Source organism: Arcobacter acticola (genome assembly GCF_013177675.1).
GTDB classification, from domain to species: domain Bacteria; phylum Campylobacterota; class Campylobacteria; order Campylobacterales; family Arcobacteraceae; genus Aliarcobacter; species Aliarcobacter acticola.
Window position 1 is genome coordinate 2,521,722 of the sequence record NZ_CP042652.1, and the last position, 17,182, is coordinate 2,538,903.

At 29.6% G+C, this 17,182-nt stretch carries 15 protein-coding genes; 7 read left to right on the plus strand and 8 right to left on the minus strand.

The annotated features are described in order from the left end of the window. Positions 1-45 precede the first annotated feature (45 nt). Genes gpmI through AACT_RS12965 form a run of 3 tightly spaced genes read left to right on the plus strand, consistent with a single transcriptional unit; the run spans position 46 to position 4,169 of the window. Positions 46-1,521, plus strand: a complete 1,476-nt coding sequence (gpmI, locus tag AACT_RS12955; RefSeq protein ID WP_172127533.1) for a 2,3-bisphosphoglycerate-independent phosphoglycerate mutase — start codon at positions 46-48, stop codon at positions 1,519-1,521. A gap of 10 nt (positions 1,522-1,531) precedes the next feature. Further along, a complete protein-coding gene (locus tag AACT_RS12960; protein ID WP_172127535.1) occupies positions 1,532-2,221 on the plus strand; it encodes an ATP-binding cassette domain-containing protein in 690 nt (229 codons plus the stop codon). Between the two features lies 1 nt (position 2,222). Continuing rightward, complete coding sequence (locus tag AACT_RS12965) at positions 2,223-4,169, plus strand: transglycosylase domain-containing protein (RefSeq protein ID WP_172127537.1); 1,947 nt, start codon at positions 2,223-2,225, stop codon at positions 4,167-4,169. Positions 4,170-4,252: 83 nt separating this feature from the next. On the opposite strand, the gene glnA is transcribed toward AACT_RS12965, so the two are convergent. From glnA to AACT_RS12985, 4 genes are all read right to left on the minus strand, one after another. After that, a complete protein-coding gene (glnA, locus tag AACT_RS12970; protein ID WP_172127539.1) occupies positions 4,253-5,680 on the minus strand; it encodes a type I glutamate--ammonia ligase in 1,428 nt (475 codons plus the stop codon). Between the two features lie 129 nt (positions 5,681-5,809). Then, positions 5,810-6,601: a histidinol-phosphatase HisJ gene (gene hisJ, locus AACT_RS12975; protein WP_172127541.1), complete on the minus strand. Its 792-nt coding sequence runs from the start codon at positions 6,599-6,601 to the stop codon at positions 5,810-5,812. Between the two features lie 37 nt (positions 6,602-6,638). Continuing rightward, a complete protein-coding gene (locus AACT_RS12980; protein WP_172127542.1) occupies positions 6,639-7,121 on the minus strand; it encodes a molybdopterin synthase catalytic subunit in 483 nt (160 codons plus the stop codon). Between the two features lie 2 nt (positions 7,122-7,123). After that, entirely contained in the window at positions 7,124-7,348 is a 225-nt protein-coding gene (locus tag AACT_RS12985) for a MoaD/ThiS family protein (RefSeq protein WP_172127544.1), read from the minus strand. 70 nt (positions 7,349-7,418) lie between these two features. Between AACT_RS12985 and AACT_RS12990 the strand changes: the two genes are divergently transcribed. Together AACT_RS12990 and AACT_RS12995 are read left to right on the plus strand one after the other, a co-directional pair. Further along, entirely contained in the window at positions 7,419-8,081 is a 663-nt protein-coding gene (locus AACT_RS12990; protein WP_172127546.1) for an MqnA/MqnD/SBP family protein, read from the plus strand. Then, on the plus strand, positions 8,078-8,845 hold the full coding sequence (locus AACT_RS12995; protein WP_172127548.1) for an undecaprenyl-diphosphate phosphatase: 768 nt from the start codon (positions 8,078-8,080) through the stop codon (positions 8,843-8,845). Before AACT_RS12990 ends, AACT_RS12995 begins: the two co-directional genes overlap by 4 nt. On the opposite strand, the gene AACT_RS13000 is transcribed toward AACT_RS12995, so the two are convergent. Then, a complete protein-coding gene (locus AACT_RS13000; protein WP_172127550.1) occupies positions 8,828-9,856 on the minus strand; it encodes a UDP-N-acetylglucosamine--N-acetylmuramyl-(pentapeptide) pyrophosphoryl-undecaprenol N-acetylglucosamine transferase in 1,029 nt (342 codons plus the stop codon). The two genes, AACT_RS12995 and AACT_RS13000, sit on opposite strands and share 18 nt — an antisense overlap. Continuing rightward, complete coding sequence (locus tag AACT_RS13005) at positions 9,853-11,139, minus strand: FtsW/RodA/SpoVE family cell cycle protein (protein WP_172127552.1); 1,287 nt, start codon at positions 11,137-11,139, stop codon at positions 9,853-9,855. The genes AACT_RS13000 and AACT_RS13005 overlap by 4 nt, the downstream gene beginning before the upstream one ends. Positions 11,140-11,167: 28 nt before the next feature. Here AACT_RS13005 and AACT_RS13010 point away from each other — a divergent pair, with 28 nt between their 5' ends. Beyond that, positions 11,168-13,081: a peptidoglycan D,D-transpeptidase FtsI family protein gene (locus AACT_RS13010; protein WP_172127554.1), complete on the plus strand. Its 1,914-nt coding sequence runs from the start codon at positions 11,168-11,170 to the stop codon at positions 13,079-13,081. 10 nt (positions 13,082-13,091) lie between these two features. Then, positions 13,092-13,592: a peptidylprolyl isomerase gene (locus tag AACT_RS13015; RefSeq protein WP_172127556.1), complete on the plus strand. Its 501-nt coding sequence runs from the start codon at positions 13,092-13,094 to the stop codon at positions 13,590-13,592. Between the two features lie 37 nt (positions 13,593-13,629). On the opposite strand, the gene AACT_RS13020 is transcribed toward AACT_RS13015, so the two are convergent. Continuing rightward, positions 13,630-14,973, minus strand: a complete 1,344-nt coding sequence (locus AACT_RS13020; protein ID WP_172127558.1) for an HlyD family type I secretion periplasmic adaptor subunit — start codon at positions 14,971-14,973, stop codon at positions 13,630-13,632. Further along, complete coding sequence (locus AACT_RS13025) at positions 14,966-17,182, minus strand: type I secretion system permease/ATPase (RefSeq protein ID WP_172127560.1); 2,217 nt, start codon at positions 17,180-17,182, stop codon at positions 14,966-14,968. Before AACT_RS13025 ends, AACT_RS13020 begins: the two co-directional genes overlap by 8 nt.

Here is a 17,182-nt window from a genome sequence, read left to right on the forward strand (position 1 = left end):
ATTTGCGCGATTATATAATATTATACTTTTTAAAAGGTTTAAACCATGACAAATAAAACACTGCTTATTATCACTGATGGTATTGGACATAACAGTTCAAATAATTTTAATGCTTTCGCAAGTGCAGTTACTCCTACTTATGATTATCTATTTAATAATGTTCCATATTCTTTAATTCACACTTATGGTAAATTTGTGGGACTTCCTGATGGACAAATGGGTAATAGCGAGGTTGGACACATGACAATTGGTAGTGGAAGGATTTTATATCAAGATTTAGTAAAAATTAATATTGCAATTGAAGAAAATACTTTAAAAGACAATCAAATTTTCAAAGATATCTTAACAAAATCTAATAATATTCACTTATTAGGCTTATTAAGTGATGGTGGTGTTCATTCACATATTGATCATATTATTGCAATGGCAAAAATTGCTAAAGCTCAAAATAAAAAAGTATTTATACATGTTATAACAGATGGAAGAGATGTTGCTCCTGATTGTGCTGCTGTTTATATTAATCAATTACTAGAAGTTTGTGATGATGATATCAAAATAGCAACAATAGCTGGAAGATATTATGCAATGGATAGAGATAATAGATGGGATAGAGTTAAAAAATCATTTGATGCTATTGCATATTCTCATCCATCAACTTCTTGCGATATATTAACTTATCTAAAAGAATCATATGATTCAGGTGTGTTTGATGAGTTTATTATTCCTTCTTCATTTGATGGATATGATGGATTAAAAGAAAATGATGGAATAATCTTTTGTAACTTTAGAAGTGATAGAATGAGAGAAATGTCATCTGTATTTGCAAATAAAGATTTTAGTGAATTCACTACTTTTAAAGAAAATTTATTTCTAGCAACAATGACACAATATGATAAAAACACTCCTATTGATGTTTTATTTCCTAAAGATGCTCCTACTAATACATTAGCTGAAGTGATTTCAAATGCTGGATTATCTCAAGTTCATACAGCTGAAACTGAAAAATATGCTCACGTTACATTTTTCTTTAACGGTGGAGTTGAAGAGCCTATGCTAAATGAAACTAGGGTTTTAATTCCATCACCTTCTGTTGCAACATATGATTTACAACCTGAAATGTCAGCACCACAAGTTGCAGATGCTGTTAAAACTGCTATGAAAAATGATATTGATTTTATAGTTGTAAACTTTGCAAATGGAGATATGGTAGGACATACAGGTGTTTTTGATGCGGCTGTAAAAGCTGTTGAAGCTGTTGATCATGAACTTGGACTTATTTTAGAAGTTGCAAAAGAAAAAAACTATAATATAATTTTAACATCAGATCATGGAAACTGCGAAATGATGAAAGATGATGAAGGGAATACTCTTACAAATCATACAGTTGGAGACGTTTACTGTTTTGTTATTGCAGAAAATATAAAAGAAGTAAAAACAGGAAGTTTAAATAATATTGCACCAACTGTTTTAAAATTGATGAATTTAAATATTCCTTCTGAAATGGATGAACCTTTAATATAAAAGGTATTTAGTGTTAAAAATAAATAAATTAAAAATCAGTTCACCAAATAAGCAATTAGTTGATATATCATTTGATATAAAAGACTCAAGTGCTTTAATTGGTGAAAGTGGAAGTGGAAAGTCTTTAACTTTAAAGGCACTATTAAATCTACTTCCATCAAGCTTGCAAGTTGAAAAAGATATTTATTCTACTTTTGAATTAAATTATGACACAATTGGATTTATTCCTCAAAATCCTTTTACTTCTTTATCTATGATGACAAAAATTAAAGATCAATTTTTTTGTAGCAATGAAAAAAAAGAGGAAGTACTAAAATTAGTTGATTTGGATATTTCGCTTTTAAATAAATTTCCAAGTCAATTAAGTGGCGGTCAAATACAAAGAATAGTAATAGCAATAGCATTAAGTAGAAATATAAAACTTCTTTTACTTGATGAACCAACTACAGCACTTGATGAAGAAAATAAAACTAATATTATAAATTTGATAAATGATTTAAAAAGTCGTTTAAATATCTTAATATTATTTGTAACCCATGATATAGAATCAATAAAAGATATTTGTAATGAAATTATAATTTTAAAAGATGGCCAAGTCATAGAAAAAGGTTTTACAATTGATGTTTTATCAACACCAAAAGAAGACTACACAAAAAAGTTGATTAATTCAACTTTTAAAAATAAACAATTTAGGAATTAGTATGATCAAATATATTTTTGGTTTTTTTATCATTTTAGGATTAGGGGCTGCGGGATGGCTTTATAATTTATATGATGAAATAAAACATGATGTTGATACAGTTGTAAATTATGCACCAAAACAAAGTACACAATTTTATGATAAAGATGGAAACATAATAGCAAATACATTTAAAGATGAAAATAGAGAATATGTTAAATATGATGATATTCCAGCAAGAATAATCGAAGGATTAGTAGCTATTGAAGATACTCAATTTTTTGAACACTCAGGTATTAATCCAGATGCAATAAGTCGTGCTATTATAAAAGATATAAAAGCAGGTGCTTTTGTTGAAGGGGCTAGTACATTAACTCAACAGTTAATAAAAATGCTTGTATTAAGTAGTGAAAAGAAAATTATGAGAAAAGTAAAAGAAGCTTTACTTGCAATTAGACTTGAAAGTATTTTAACTAAAGAAGAAATTTTAGAAAGATATTTAAACAATGTATATTTTGGTCATGGCTATTATGGGATAAAAACAGCGGCAAAAGGTTATTTTGATAAAGACTTATATGAATTGTCTTTAAAAGAAATGGCAATTTTAGTTGGACTTCCAAGAGCACCTAGTTTCTATGACCCTACAAAAAATTTAAAAATTTCCCTAGCACGAGCTAATCAAGTAATTACAAGATTAAATACTTTAGGTTGGATAAATCCAGATCAATATGAAAGTTCTATGAAAGAAATTCCTATTATTCATAATCAAACACTTACAAAAAATAGTGCTCCATATGCAATTGATTATGCGATTAGTCAACTTATAAATGATATTCCAGATATTAAATATGGTGGATATAAAGTTTATTTAACAATAGATTCAGATGCACAGGAAATTGCAAAAGATAGTTTAAAACAATCATACGATGAAGCATTAAAAAGAGCAAATTCAAAAGATGATTCAGATAAAGAGTTAAATGGTGCAATGATAAGTATGGAAAGCTCAACTGGTAAAATATTAGCAATTGTTGGAGGAGTTGATTATAATAAATCTGTTTTTAATAGAGCATTTCAATCAAAAAGACAAGCAGGAAGTGCTATTAAACCATTTTTATACCAAATTGCTTTAAATGAAGGTTATAATCCAGCTTCTCAATTATTTGATATTTCAAGAACATACAACTATACAGTTGATGGAGTTCAGAAAAAATGGCAACCAAAAAACTATGGTGGGAAATTTGAAGGAATAGTAACATTAAGAGATTCATTAACTTTTTCTAGAAACTTATCAACACTTAATCTTGTTACAGATGTAGGAATTGATCTTACTACTAATGAATTAAAAAGATATGGGTTTAATGATATAGTTGGTAATTTATCTATTACTTTAGGTTCTATGAGTGTTACATTAGTTGAATTTAGTGAAGCATATAGTATTTTCTCAAATAATGGTGTTCAAGTTAAACCTTATATTATTGAGCAAATCGTAAATAAAAATGGAGAAGTTGTTACAATTGAACCTCAAACAAAAGAGATAATTTCTCCTGAACAATCTTATCTTATTACTTCTATATTAAATGATGTAGTAACAAGAGGTACAGGAAAAGCAGCACAAGTTCCTGGTATTGAACTTGCTGGAAAAACAGGAACTACAAATAACAATGTTGATGCATGGTTTTGTGGATATTCACCATCAATTCAAACACTAGTTTGGTTTGGAAATGATAATAATACTCCTATGAAAAGAACAGAAACAGGTGGGAAAATTGCAGCTCCAGTGTTTGGTAATTTCTATAAAAAATATTTAGAGTTACATCCTGAAATTCCAAGAACTTTTACAATGCCACAAAATGTTTATACTTCAAATATAAATGGTAAAACAGAACTATTTACAGATAAATCACCTTTACCTGAAATTGATATTTTAGTTCAACCTTCAAGCCCAGGAGAAGAAGTATTAGAATTCTAATATTTCTTTTTTGTTCTTATTTTTTAAGCATAAAAAAAGGCAAGTTCAAATGAACTTGCCTTTTTTCTTTTAGTAAATAAATACTAGCAAGAATACATAGTTTTTAATTCAAATGGTGTAGGTCTAGCTTCGTTAGGCCATACTTGAGTTTCAAATTTGTAGTGTTGGTATGTATCTACCATATCTTTAGTGAATACAGGTTGTAAGAATTCGTAATCTCTTACTAATGCTTCTAATGCACCTCTTAAAGTGTGTGGCATTTGAGGAAGTCCTCTTTCTCTGATTTCATCTAATTCTAATTCATATAAATCGTCATCCATTGGACCAACAGGCTCTAATTTATTTTTGATACCATCAAGTCCAGCCATTAACATTGCTGCAAATCCTAAATAAGGACAAGCTGTTGAATCTGGGAATCTCATTTCAATTCTAGTTGCTTTCTCTCCTGCTCCATAAGGAATTCTACAAGAAGCTGATCTATTTTGAGAAGAATAAGTTAAGATTGAAGGTGCTTCAAATCCTGGAATTAATCTTTTGTATGAGTTTGTTGATGGGTTAGTAAATGCAGCAACTGCTCTAGCGTGCTTAAATACTCCACCGATATAATGTCTAGCCATATCAGAAAGATTACCATATTCACCTTGTTTGTAGAATAAGTTTTTACCATCTTTCCAGATTGATTGGTGTACGTGCATACCACTTCCATTATCACCATAAAGTGGTTTTGGCATAAATGTAGCAGTTTTACCATTTAAGTGTGCAACCATTTTGATTACATATTTCAATTTTTGAACATTATCAGCAGCTTCAATTAAGTCACCAAAAACGATACCTAATTCATGTTGACCTTGTGCAACTTCATGGTGTCCTAAAACAACTTCTAAACCAACTTGCTCTAGAACTTGCATCATTTCAGCTCTTAAATCAACACCTGTATCAATAGGAGCTACTGGGAAGTATCCACCTTTTGTTCTAGCTCTGTGACCCATGTTTCCACCTTCAATAGTAGCTCCATCATTCCACTCACCATCTTCAGTGTCAACTCTATAGTATGACTCATTTGCTTTATCAATGATTTTTACATCTTCAAATACAAAGAATTCATTTTCAGGACCAAAATATGCAACATCACCAACACCTGATTCACTTAAGTGTATTAATGCTTTTTTAGCAATAGATCTTGGACATTTTTCATACATTTCACCTTTATAGATGTCATAAACATCACAAAATACAATGATTGTAGAATCAGCAGTAAATGGATCTAAAAATGCAGTATCAACATCTGGCTTTAAAAGCATATCTGATCTGTGAATTGGTTGCCAAGCATCAATTGATGAACCATCAAAAGGGAAACCATTATTTAAGCTAGATGCACTAACTGCACTTAACATATAAGTTACATGGTGCCATGTACCTTTCATATCTGTAAATCTAAAATCTACAAACTTAACTTCATTTTCTTTACAATAAACAAAAAACTCTTCAGTATTATTAACGAACTTACCCATAGGTTTAACTCCTTGAAATTATTTCAATTATTGTAGCAAAAATAATGTAAAATAAAATAAAACAGTTGTATAATTTTTATACAACTGCAGATTAAGTAATAATATTTCTAAGCACTTAAGCTAAAAAGTCTAAAAAATGATAGATTTTTTTTCTCTATTCTCAAAAGTTGTACATTTTTTATACCCGATTTCTTTTGCAAGTGTTATGGCTTCTTCATATTTGAAGCCCACTTGTTCTACACTATGAGCATCTGATCCAAAGGTAATATCAATATTCATTTCATAGGCTAACTCTAAAAGTTGTCTTGATGGATATGTTTCACCTATTGGTTTTCTAAGACCTGCTGGATTTATTTCTAAAACCATATTTGAATCTTTTATTTGTTTTAATGTATCACGAGCAATAATTCTAATATCTTTTTTTGGAAGAAATTTAAATACTTTTATTAAATCTAAATGCCCTACTATATCAAATAACTGAGTTTTTGCCATTGCACTTATAGCTTCAAAGTATTCAGCCCAAATAGTATCTATATCTTTTGATTTATAAACACCTATAAATTCTGGATTATCAAATCCCCACATATCATTTTTATTTTTCAAAAAATGTACTGAGCCTATTAGATAATCAACTTTGGCATTTACGACCTCATCTAAAATATATCCATCTAAATAATCAACTTCATATGCAAGTAAAATTTTTATTTTATCTTTATACTTTTCTTTTGCATCAAGTACCCATTTTTCATATAAAGCTTTTTGGCTTATATCCATTCTATATTTTGGATCATAATTCATAGGAGCATGATCTGAAAAACCATACTCATCAATTCCTAGTTCTATTGCTCTTTGTATATATTCATCAACTGTACCCTCAGCGTGATTACATAGTGTTGTATGGTTGTGTAAATCTACTCTCATATTATTTTCTATCTTCTTTCTTTTTTCTACTTTTGTTTTATGACAAAAGACCTGAACCTTTTATAGCTGTACTTCTATCTTGTGCATATATTCTTTTATTATCAATAATATCATATTTCCAAATAGGAGCTTGTGCTTTAAAGTCTTCTACAAATTCATCTATTAACTCTAGGGCTACTCTTCTTTTTGGTGAACAAACGCCGGCTATATATGAACTTTCATGATTGAAAACATCACCTCTGCTGTGAGCCATTAGAACTATTGCATTTAAATCATTTGCTTTTTTTTGCCATGTATCAAACCAATTGTTTAATATAGGTTCATAAATATCAAATGATAATCCATCTATTTTGTTTTCATCTCTTACAACTCCCACAAAAGTGATAATTGCTCCATAGTTTGAATTTTTGTATTTATCATACCATGCATTTGTTATTTGCTCAACTGGTAATGAACCATCAAAAAGTTGTAAAAACTCTTTTCTATCTACTTGTCTATCTATATTCTCAATATTACTCATAATCATCCACCACAAACAGGAGGTAATAATGAAACTCTATCTCCATCTTTTAATACTACATTATCTTTTGAAGAAATTAATGTATCATTTATAGCAACAGCGCATGTTGCAAGCCAAGTTGACACATCACTATCTTCTTTTAAAATATCACTTAGTTGTGATAAGTTTTGAATATCTAAATTCATATCTTCTTTATTTATTGGTCCTAAAAACTCTATTTTTACCATTTTAATCCCTTCTTATAATATTTATATTATTATAGCGACAAAATTTTAACATAATAAGGACAAATATTTAATGATATTTGCAAAAATAGATTTTATAAATTTATTACCCTTTCATATTTTTATAAAAAAAAACATACAATCAACTCAATTAAAATCAATAATAGAGTATAAAAAATCTTATCCATCATTTATAAATAATAAATTTAAAACAAGAAAAGTAGATAGTGCATTTATTTCATCAATTGCTTCACGAAATGAAAAATTCTTAGATTTAGGGATAGTTGCACAAAATGATGTACTATCTGTGTTACTAATTCCAGGCCAAAACCAAAGTGATTTCCAATCTGAAACTTCAAATGCACTTGCAAAGGTTTTAGAGCTTGAAGGAAAAGTAATCATAGGAGATAAGGCTCTAAAATTTTATCATGAAAATAAACATATAGAAAAAATAGATCTAGCCCAAGCATGGAAAGATAAATACAATCTTCCTTTTGTCTTTGCAGTTCTTTGTTACAATTCAAATAAAAGAGCCTTAGAAAAACTTACAAAAAACTTCAATAAAAATCATATTAAGATTCCCCAATACATTTTAGAGCATTATTCAAAAAGATCAGGTGTTTCTAAAAATAATATAATCCTTTATTTAAAGAAAATTGACTATAATCTCGGACTAAAAGAAAAAAGAAGTTTAAAACTATTTTTAAAACTTACAAAACAAAAAGGATTAAAATGACCGTATTCGATTCGGCAATACTAGGAGTAATAGAAGGTATTACAGAATTTTTACCTATTTCTTCAACTGGGCATCTAATAGTTGCTAGTGAATTTTTAGGAATTGAACAAACAAGTATAAACAAAGCCTATGAGGTTATTATTCAATTTGCAGCTATTTTGGCTGTAATTCTAAACTATCCTTCAAAGTTCACTTTTTCTCATATTAATCTATGGATGAAAGTATTACTTGCATTTTTACCAATTGCAATAATAGGATTTATTTTCTCAAAACAAGTTAAGGCAATGTTTTCTATTGAAATAGTGGCTGTCATGTTTATTGTTGGGGGAATTGTATTTTTAATAGTAGAGAAGTTTTATAAAGAAAATGAAACTCATACTTTAGATGTGGAAGATGTTACTTACAAACAAGCAGCTTGGATTGGTTTTGCTCAAATATTTGCTTTGATTCCAGGAACAAGCCGAGCGGGTTCTAGTATCATAGGGGCTATGCTTGTGGGACTAAATAGAAAAACAAGTGCTGAGTTTTCATTTCTTTTAGCTTTTCCTGTTATGTGTGCAACTACTGGATATGATTTATTAAAACATCATGAAGAGATACTTGTAGGGGGAAACTTTTTAAATCTAGCTGTTGGTTTTGTGGTTTCTTTTATAGTGGCATTTTTAGCTATTAAAGTATTCCTAAAATTCCTTGAAAACTTTACTTTCGTAGCTTTTGGAATTTATAGAATAATCTTTGGAATTTTGTTACTTATTATCTTTTAGAATAATATCAACAATTAGTGAAATAGCATTTGAGTTAATAGAACTTATTAATTCAATGCTAATTTTATGAATATCTGAATTTATAGCTTCAAAGAAATATTCTTCATTTAGCTCTTCTTCTCTTTTTAAAAAGCATAAACCCCTATCAAGTAAAGCCTTTGCATTGTAGTACTGATGATCAGCTGCTGCATGTTTATATGGAATAAAAAATGTTGGTAATTGATTTGCACATAATTCCCATAATGTAGAAGCACCTGCTCGGCTTACTGCAAAATCTGCCTTTGTCATTTTTTGAGGAATTTTTCTTGAAAAATCAAATACATCTGCTTTTATATTTAGTTTATTGTATTCAAAAGAAACTCTTTCAAAATCATTTTTACCTGTTTGGTGTATGATTTTTATTCCCATTTCATTAAGTCTAGGAGCCACTTTAAGAGCAAAGTCATTTATACAAATAGCACCTTGAGAACCACCAAAAAAAGCTACAGTTTTTACTTTATCTCTAACTCTTGCTGTTAGGAAGAACTCTTTTTCAACTGGATAATCTTTTACAAGAGATTTTTTATCAAATGATGAAAATACTTCTGCAGCAAATTTTGTTGTGATTTGATTTAGTTTACCCATTCTTGAGTTTTGTTCATGAATATATAGTTTACATCCCATTTTTAAAATAGATGCAAAGGTTGCAGCAGCTGCTGAAAATCCACCAACTGATATTACTGTTTTAATATCATACTTAAAATATAAACCTAAACAATATAGGGTTTTTGTAAAAATATTTCCCAAAGATAAAATCTTTGCAAAACCACTTTTATTTACAACCCCTCTTGTATCTAAAAAAATCGCTTCTTTCAGTCTTGTGTCATGTTCAAACCAAGCTCTATCTTGGCCATTTGTTGAACCAATAAAAATCACATCGATTCCTCTATGATGGAACTCTTCAATAAAGGCATCTGCGACTTTTAAATGCCCTCCTGTTCCACCACCTGTCACTACTACTGTTTTATTCATTTACTCATAACCTTTTTTCTAACATCTTGTCTAATATCTTGTTTGATATTTACTTTTGTTTTTTCTTCTTCTTTTACAACTCTACTTATAGATAAAACTAAACCTATGGAAATAGCCATAGAAATAAGTGAAGATCCACCATAAGACAATAATGGAACTGCAATACCTTTAATAGGAATCATTCCTGATATTCCATATGAGTTGATTAAAAATGCAATTATAATCATCAAGGCAATTCCAAGGGTAAATAGATGATATATAGGATTTTCAACTCTTCTACTTATTTTAAATATTCTCCAAATAATCATAAACATAATCGAAGTTAATGCCATTAGACCAAATAGTCCTATTTCTTCTGTGATACCTGCTAATACGAAGTCCGTATGAACTTCTGATAAAAATCCTACTTTGATATCACCCAAGGCCACACCTTGACCAAAGAATCCACCGTTGTGTATTGCATTTAAAGAGTGAGATACTTGATAAGGCTCAGGCAATTCATCAATTCTTAAATATGGTTCTACCCATGCAGGAAGTACCGATAAAATACCATCTTGAACCATGGCCCACCATGAATGAATCCTATTCATCCTATGGGGTGCTGCAATAATAAGCCCAACTAAACCAACAAGTGCAATAGCACCTAAAGCAATAAATATTTTAAATGATCTATTTGCAAAGATAAGTAATACTACTAATATAACTCCCAAAAGAACTACTTGACCTAAATCTTTTTGTAAAAATGCGATAATAAATACAACCACAAAAAAAGTCAAAAAATAAGGTGATAAAAGTACTATTTCATCTTTTAAGCCAATTTTCTTAGGTTTTAATAAAACTTTTCTATGGAAAGACCAAGATAAGAAATATATAAATCCAATTTTGAAAAACTCAACAGGCGATAATGAAATACCAGGTAACCTAATCCATCTATTAGCTCCCCCCGAAGCTGTAACCATGGATGCTGGTAAAAATGGCATCAATATCATAAGTAAAAAAAATGCAATAAATAGTGTCATTCCAACTTTTTCTACTATTTTATCTGGGTCAATTAGTGAAAATCTCCACATTATCAATATCGCTACAATCCCAACACCTGCTTGTCTTATAAAAAAATGAAATTCATCGTAACCAAAGAATTCCACTGTATATATGGTCAAAGAGTATGAAAAAACTATACTTATGATTATTAATAATGACACCAATATAAACAGTGGATAGTCTGCTTTATTATTATTTACATGATTGTTATTTGATTTAATCTTAGTTTTGTTAAAATACATTTCTCATTATATAATAATATGGATAAATATGCCTTCAAAAAATATCGAAAAGATTGACAAAACAAAAAAAATAGTAATATTATTTTCTCTAATTTTTTTATGTCTAACTATTTTAATGATTTCAGTGTTTAGAACCATAACTGAAAACAGACATTTACCTTCACTTAAGGGTGAAAAAAGTGAACTTGCAGTTCGTGGAGATATAGTAAGTAGTGATAACTTTAAAATCGCTTCTTCAAAAAAACTATACAAAGCTTCTATTGATACAAGATACTTAGACCCTGCAAAAAGAGAATTATTTTTAAATCTATTTTCTATTTATAGTAACACAGATTATAAAGAACTGGAAAATAGATTAATAGAGGGAGAAAAAAATCCTGGAAATTTAATTTTATCATATGGGATAAATTCAAGATCTGCAAAGAATCTAAAAGAATTAGCTTTTAAATTGATTCAGCTTGATGTATTTAAAAGTAGACAAGTAAATGGAAATAAAATCCTAAGAGGTTTAACAATCAGTGAAAGTGGTGAAAAAAGAACTTTCTCATATGAAGATACTTTAACTCCCGTTGTTGGATATATTTCAAAGTTTGAATCAGAAGCGGGAAAAACAAAAGTAAATGGTATTAAAGGACTTGAAAGAAACTATAACAAAGTTTTAAACCAAACTAAAGATGGTGTTCTTCAAGGTGATAGAGATGTATTATCATATATCTCTTTTGATAAAAATTCTGTTATTAGAAAAAGAATTGATGGGGCTACTTTAAATTTAAATATTCCACTAAAACTGCAAAAAAATATAGAAATGACCCTTGATTCTTATAAACAAAAACTAACAGCCGATGAGATAATAGTAGCTGTAATGGAAAGTAGAACAGGAAAAGTCATCACTATGGCTTCTTCAAATAGATTTAATCCTGAGCAAATCAAAAAAGAAGATATTCCCTCACTAAATGTAAACGCAATAGAGTATCAGTTTGAACCAGGTTCTGTTATTAAACCACTTTCTATTTCACTTGCCATTGATAAAAATCTAGTGAAAAAAAATGAAAACTTTCCTGCATATAACTCAGGTGGAGGAAGAAACTCAGCGGGTGAATATCCAAAAGGTGCATATAAAATAGGACGATTTACAATCAAAGATGACCACCAATTTACTAAAAATTATTTAAGTCTTGATGATATTGTTATGTTTTCATCAAATATAGGAACTCTACAAATCGCTCAAAGACTAACAGGTCCTGAGTTTTTTGAAGGTATGAAAAGATTTGGTTTTACTAGAAAAACAGGTATAGATTTACCATACGAAAAAAAAGGTGTAATGCCTAAAATCTGGCAATTTTCAGCAGGAGACAAAGACAAAAAAGATAACGTTTTTAAAGCTACAGTTTCTTTTGGTCAAGGTATGACTTCTACTTTTATTCAACTTTTAAAAGCCTATACAGTTTTTAACAATGATGGAAATATGATAACACCACATATAGTTTCACACTTAACTTATGATAATACAAAATATAAACCATATGATGATAAACCTGAAAAAATTGTTTCTAAACAAACAGCTGATTTAATGAAAAAATTATTAGTAAGAACAGTTGAAGAAGGAACAGGACGAGCAGCACGTATCGAAGGTTTAGAAATCGGTGGAAAAACAGGAACAGCACAAATAGCAAGAGGTGGAAAATATCTTAAAAAATATATCTCTTCATTTATTGGATTTGTAAATGATGAAAAAGGGAACTCATATACAATAGGTGTAACTGTTATGAATCCTAACTCAACTGGAAAGTATTGGTACTACTACTATGCATCATGGTCAGCGGTTCCTGTTTTCAAAGAAATCGTTCAGAACTTGGTTAAATTAAACTATTTAACACCTAAAGAGGGTATAATTTCAACTGAAGTAATGCCAAAAGAAGGTACCTTCCTTGAAAAAGAATAAAAGGATATAGATGTTTGGATCAAAAATAAAAGAATATAATTATTCAAAAGAAGAATTAGCAAAATTTGCATATGCAAAAATCACTACAGAAAAAGGTGTTATTTGGATTAAACTATTTAACGCAGAAACTCCAATAGCAGTATCAAACTTTGCAACACTTGCAAATGACAATTTTTATGATGGATTAAATTTTCACAGAGTAATCCGAGGTTTTATGGCACAAGGTGGATGTCCACAAGGTTCAGGTGCAGGTGGTCCTGGTTGGAATATCAAATGTGAAACAAAAGCTGATAAACAAGTTCACAAAAAAGGTAGCTTATCAATGGCACACGCAGGACCAAATACAGGTGGAAGTCAATTCTTTATCTGTTTTGTAGCTTGTCCTCATTTAGATGGAGGTCATACTGTTTTTGGAGAAATCGAAGATGGTGATACTGATAGTTTCGAAGCTTTAGATGCAATTGAACAAAAAGATAAAATAGTTTCTATTGAAATTAAAGAATCAAAATAATTTATATTGATTTGAGTAAAAGATAATCCTTAAAGGATTATCTTTCATGAAGTGCGTTTGCTTTTGTTTTTAATATAGGTTTTAATAAGAAATCTAAGATAGATTTTTTCCCTGTCACAATATCTACTGTTGTTACCATTCCTGGTATGATTGGTAGTTTTTGCTTATCTTTTTCCAAATAATTTTGCTCAGTTTTAATAACTACTTTATAATAACTTGTTTTATCTTTATTGTCTTTCTCTTCGATACTATCTGCTGATATTTCAACAATTTTACCTTCAAGTCCACCATAAATAGAAAAGTCATATGCTGTAATTTTTACAATTGCTCTTTGTTGTGGATTTATAAATGCAATATCCTTTGGGTCAATCTTAGCTTCAACCAAAAGAATATCACTTTGAGGAACGATTTCTATTAAGTCCATTCCTGATTTTACAACTCCACCTATTGTGTTTACGTTTATCTGTTTTACTATTCCATCAACAGGTGATGAAAGAACTGTTTTATCTAGTTTATCTTCATCTGCAACTAGTTTTGACTCATATTTTTTGATTTCTGTATTTATTTTTTGAAGTTCATTTGAAGCTTCTGATTTAAATATTTTTAGCTTCTCAACTATTTTATTTTGAGCTTCTTCTATGGCAAATTTTGCCCTTGGAATTGAAGCGTATGTTCCTTGAAGTTCACCTTCTAGTGTAGCTAGCTCTCTTTTGATTTTTAGTAAATCAACCTTTGATTTTGATTGACGTGCTACTAATAACTCCATAGTTTTTGCTTCTTCTCTAACAAGTGCGATACTTATTTTTAGTTGAGTTGCTTTACTATTTAGCTCATTTATCTCTTGTTCTTTTTGTTTTAGCTGTATTTTAAATGTTTTGATTGTACTGTTTAATTCTTCCATTCTTGAAGTAAAAAGTTTTCTATCATTCATTGCAAATACATTTGCATTTGCTAAAACCTCATCACTATATTTTATTTGGGGAATTTCATTTTCTAAATCTAGTTTTGATTCTATTTCTAATCTAGCTTTTGTTACTAATAAGTGATAATAAGTTTGTTTATTCTCTTCTAGTGATGCTTCAAACCTAGTTGTATCTATTTTCATCAAAGGCTGACCCTCTTTTATGATAGATCCTTCTTTGATAAGAATCTCTGAAATAATACCACCATCTAAACTTTGGATAGTTTTTATTTTTTCAGATGGTATTACCTTACCCTCACCTCTTGTTAACTCATCAATTTCTGAAAAATAGGCCCAAAGAAAAGCTCCTAAAAAAAACACTAAAATTGCAGAAAATAGTAATAATACTTTTGAGTCAATTTTTGCATTTTTTTGTGAATGCAAAATATTTACAAAGTTTAAATCTTCACTACTACTCATTGATTACTCTTTTTGCTATTGTTTGTTTTACAGTTGTTGCTGTTGGCTGTTTTGCTCCAAAGGCAGCTACTACTTTCTCTTTTGGTCCATCTGCTACTACTTTTCCATCTTCTATTACTATTAGTCTATCTACGATTGATAGAAGTGATGGTTTGTGAGTTATTATGATAACTGTTTTGTCTTTTACTATTGTTTGAACTTTTTTCTTAAATATATTTTCAGATAACTCATCCATCATATTTGTAGGCTCATCTAGTAGTAAAATATTTGGATTTGATAAAATAGCTCGAGCTAGAGTTACTGATTGTCTCTCACCACCTGAAAGACCTTCACCCCTCTCACCTACTATTAAATCATAACCTTTTTCATGTTTACCCAAGAAGTCATGAACACCTGCTATTTGAGCTGCTTTTAAAATCTGCTCATCTGTTGCAAACTGCTCACCAATAGTGATATTGTCCTTAATACTTCCCATAAATAAAAACGGCTCTTGTGGAACATATCCCACTGATCTTCTTAAATCCACTGGGTCGATTTGTCTTATATCTGTATTATCTACCAAAATTGAACCTTTTGATGGTTCATATAGATTTATAAGAAGTTTTCCTAAAGTTGATTTTCCAGAACCAATTTTTCCTATGATTCCTACTCTTTCACCTTTTTTGATAGTTAAGTTTATGTTTTTTAGTACATCAAATTTTTGATCTTTGTATGCAAAGTTTACGTCTTTGAAAACTATATCTCCATCTAAATCAGGTCGACTTAGATATTTTTGATTTCTTTCTCTCTCAACTGGCATTTTCATAATCTCATCTATGTTATTAAGTGAAAGAAGTGTTCTATCTAGTCTTATTATCATTCCTGCTATTTGTGAAACTGGTCCTATAACCCTACTATTTAACATCATGGCTGCAATTATTGCTCCCATGGTTACTGTTCCTTGGGTTGCTAGTATTACTCCACCTGCAACTATTACTATTCCTGAAAGTTGTGAGATAAATCCTACAAAATAAGTAACTATTTGTGATAGGTAATGAGATTTGTTTCCATAGTATGAAGTTTGAGAAATAGATCTTTCCCAGTGTGTTCTCATACGATTTTGTGCTCTTACGCTTTTTATAATCTCTAAACCTGTTACAGTTTCTGTTAAAACTGTTTGTTTTATCTGATCTTCTTTTGCTGCGTTTAAAATAGTCTTTTTAATTGGTTTTTGCATAAACCAAGAAAAAGTGATAGCTATAAACATAGTAGCCAATGATACATAACCCAAAGGTCCACCAATATAAAAAATGATACCAATAAAAAATATCACAAAAGGTAAATCCACAAATGCTGTAATAGTAGCAGTTGTAAAAAACTCTCTAACACTTTCAAAAGATTGAAGTCTACTTACAAACATACCTGTTGAAGATGGTTTTGCATCTAGTTTTATATTTAAGAGCTGATCAAAGATCTTACTTGACATTCTTATATCAGCTCGTTTTCCAGCTTGTTCTATAAAATATGCTCGTATTAGTTTTAGTATAAAATCAAAGATTAGTACAAATACAATCCCTGATAATAAAACCCATAAGGTATCAACTGCTTTATTTGGTAAAACCCTATCATATACATTCATAGTAAATAAAGGCACAAAGATTACAAAGATATTTATCAATAAGGCTGCAACTATAACTAACTTATAGATACTTAAGTTTTTTTGCATAGTTCGCCAGAACCATTTTTTTGTATCTTCTACTTCCACATCTTTATCTACTCTATTTTCGAAGTTATATGCTGGCTTAATTATAAAAAGATTTCCAGTGTATAGTTTTTCTAGTTCTTCAATACTAAGGGTGATTTGAGTTTCTGTACTTACATGTGGCATGATAAGAATTGCTTTATTTTTTTGTAAATCGATATTTAAAACTATGCAAGCTTTATTGTTATTCAAAAGCATAACAGCTGGTAGTGCTAAGTTATCTATTTGTGAGAGTTTTCTACTTACGGCTTTTGTGATTAGACCTATTCTTTTCGCAGACTTTTCAAACATAGAAGGTGTCATAAGAGAGTTGTATATAGCTAAACCTGCAATTAGTGATTCTGCTGATGCTGTTCTTTTATGGTATTTTGATAAAAAAAGAAGAGACTCTAAAAGAGTATCTTCTTTTCTTTGTTCCTTTATATTTTCAAAATCGCCGTTTAAATCTACTTGATTTGATTCATCCAA

What these genes read in the sequence shown, in the direction of transcription:
- gpmI (WP_172127533.1), top strand. Translation starts at nt 46, where the DNA reads ATGACAAATAAAACACTGCTTATTATCACTGATGGTATTGGACATAAC.
- AACT_RS12965 (WP_172127537.1), top strand. Translation starts at nt 2,223, where the DNA reads ATGATCAAATATATTTTTGGTTTTTTTATCATTTTAGGATTAGGGGCT.
- glnA (WP_172127539.1), bottom strand. Translation starts at nt 5,680, where the DNA reads ATGGGTAAGTTCGTTAATAATACTGAAGAGTTTTTTGTTTATTGTAAA.
- hisJ (WP_172127541.1), bottom strand. Translation starts at nt 6,601, where the DNA reads ATGAGAGTAGATTTACACAACCATACAACACTATGTAATCACGCTGAG.
- AACT_RS12980 (WP_172127542.1), bottom strand. Translation starts at nt 7,121, where the DNA reads ATGAGTAATATTGAGAATATAGATAGACAAGTAGATAGAAAAGAGTTT.
- AACT_RS12985 (WP_172127544.1), bottom strand. Translation starts at nt 7,348, where the DNA reads ATGGTAAAAATAGAGTTTTTAGGACCAATAAATAAAGAAGATATGAAT.
- AACT_RS12990 (WP_172127546.1), top strand. Translation starts at nt 7,419, where the DNA reads ATGATATTTGCAAAAATAGATTTTATAAATTTATTACCCTTTCATATT.
- AACT_RS12995 (WP_172127548.1), top strand. Translation starts at nt 8,078, where the DNA reads ATGACCGTATTCGATTCGGCAATACTAGGAGTAATAGAAGGTATTACA.
- AACT_RS13000 (WP_172127550.1), bottom strand. Translation starts at nt 9,856, where the DNA reads ATGAATAAAACAGTAGTAGTGACAGGTGGTGGAACAGGAGGGCATTTA.
- AACT_RS13005 (WP_172127552.1), bottom strand. Translation starts at nt 11,139, where the DNA reads ATGTATTTTAACAAAACTAAGATTAAATCAAATAACAATCATGTAAAT.
- AACT_RS13010 (WP_172127554.1), top strand. Translation starts at nt 11,168, where the DNA reads ATGCCTTCAAAAAATATCGAAAAGATTGACAAAACAAAAAAAATAGTA.
- AACT_RS13015 (WP_172127556.1), top strand. Translation starts at nt 13,092, where the DNA reads ATGTTTGGATCAAAAATAAAAGAATATAATTATTCAAAAGAAGAATTA.
- AACT_RS13020 (WP_172127558.1), bottom strand. Translation starts at nt 14,973, where the DNA reads ATGAGTAGTAGTGAAGATTTAAACTTTGTAAATATTTTGCATTCACAA.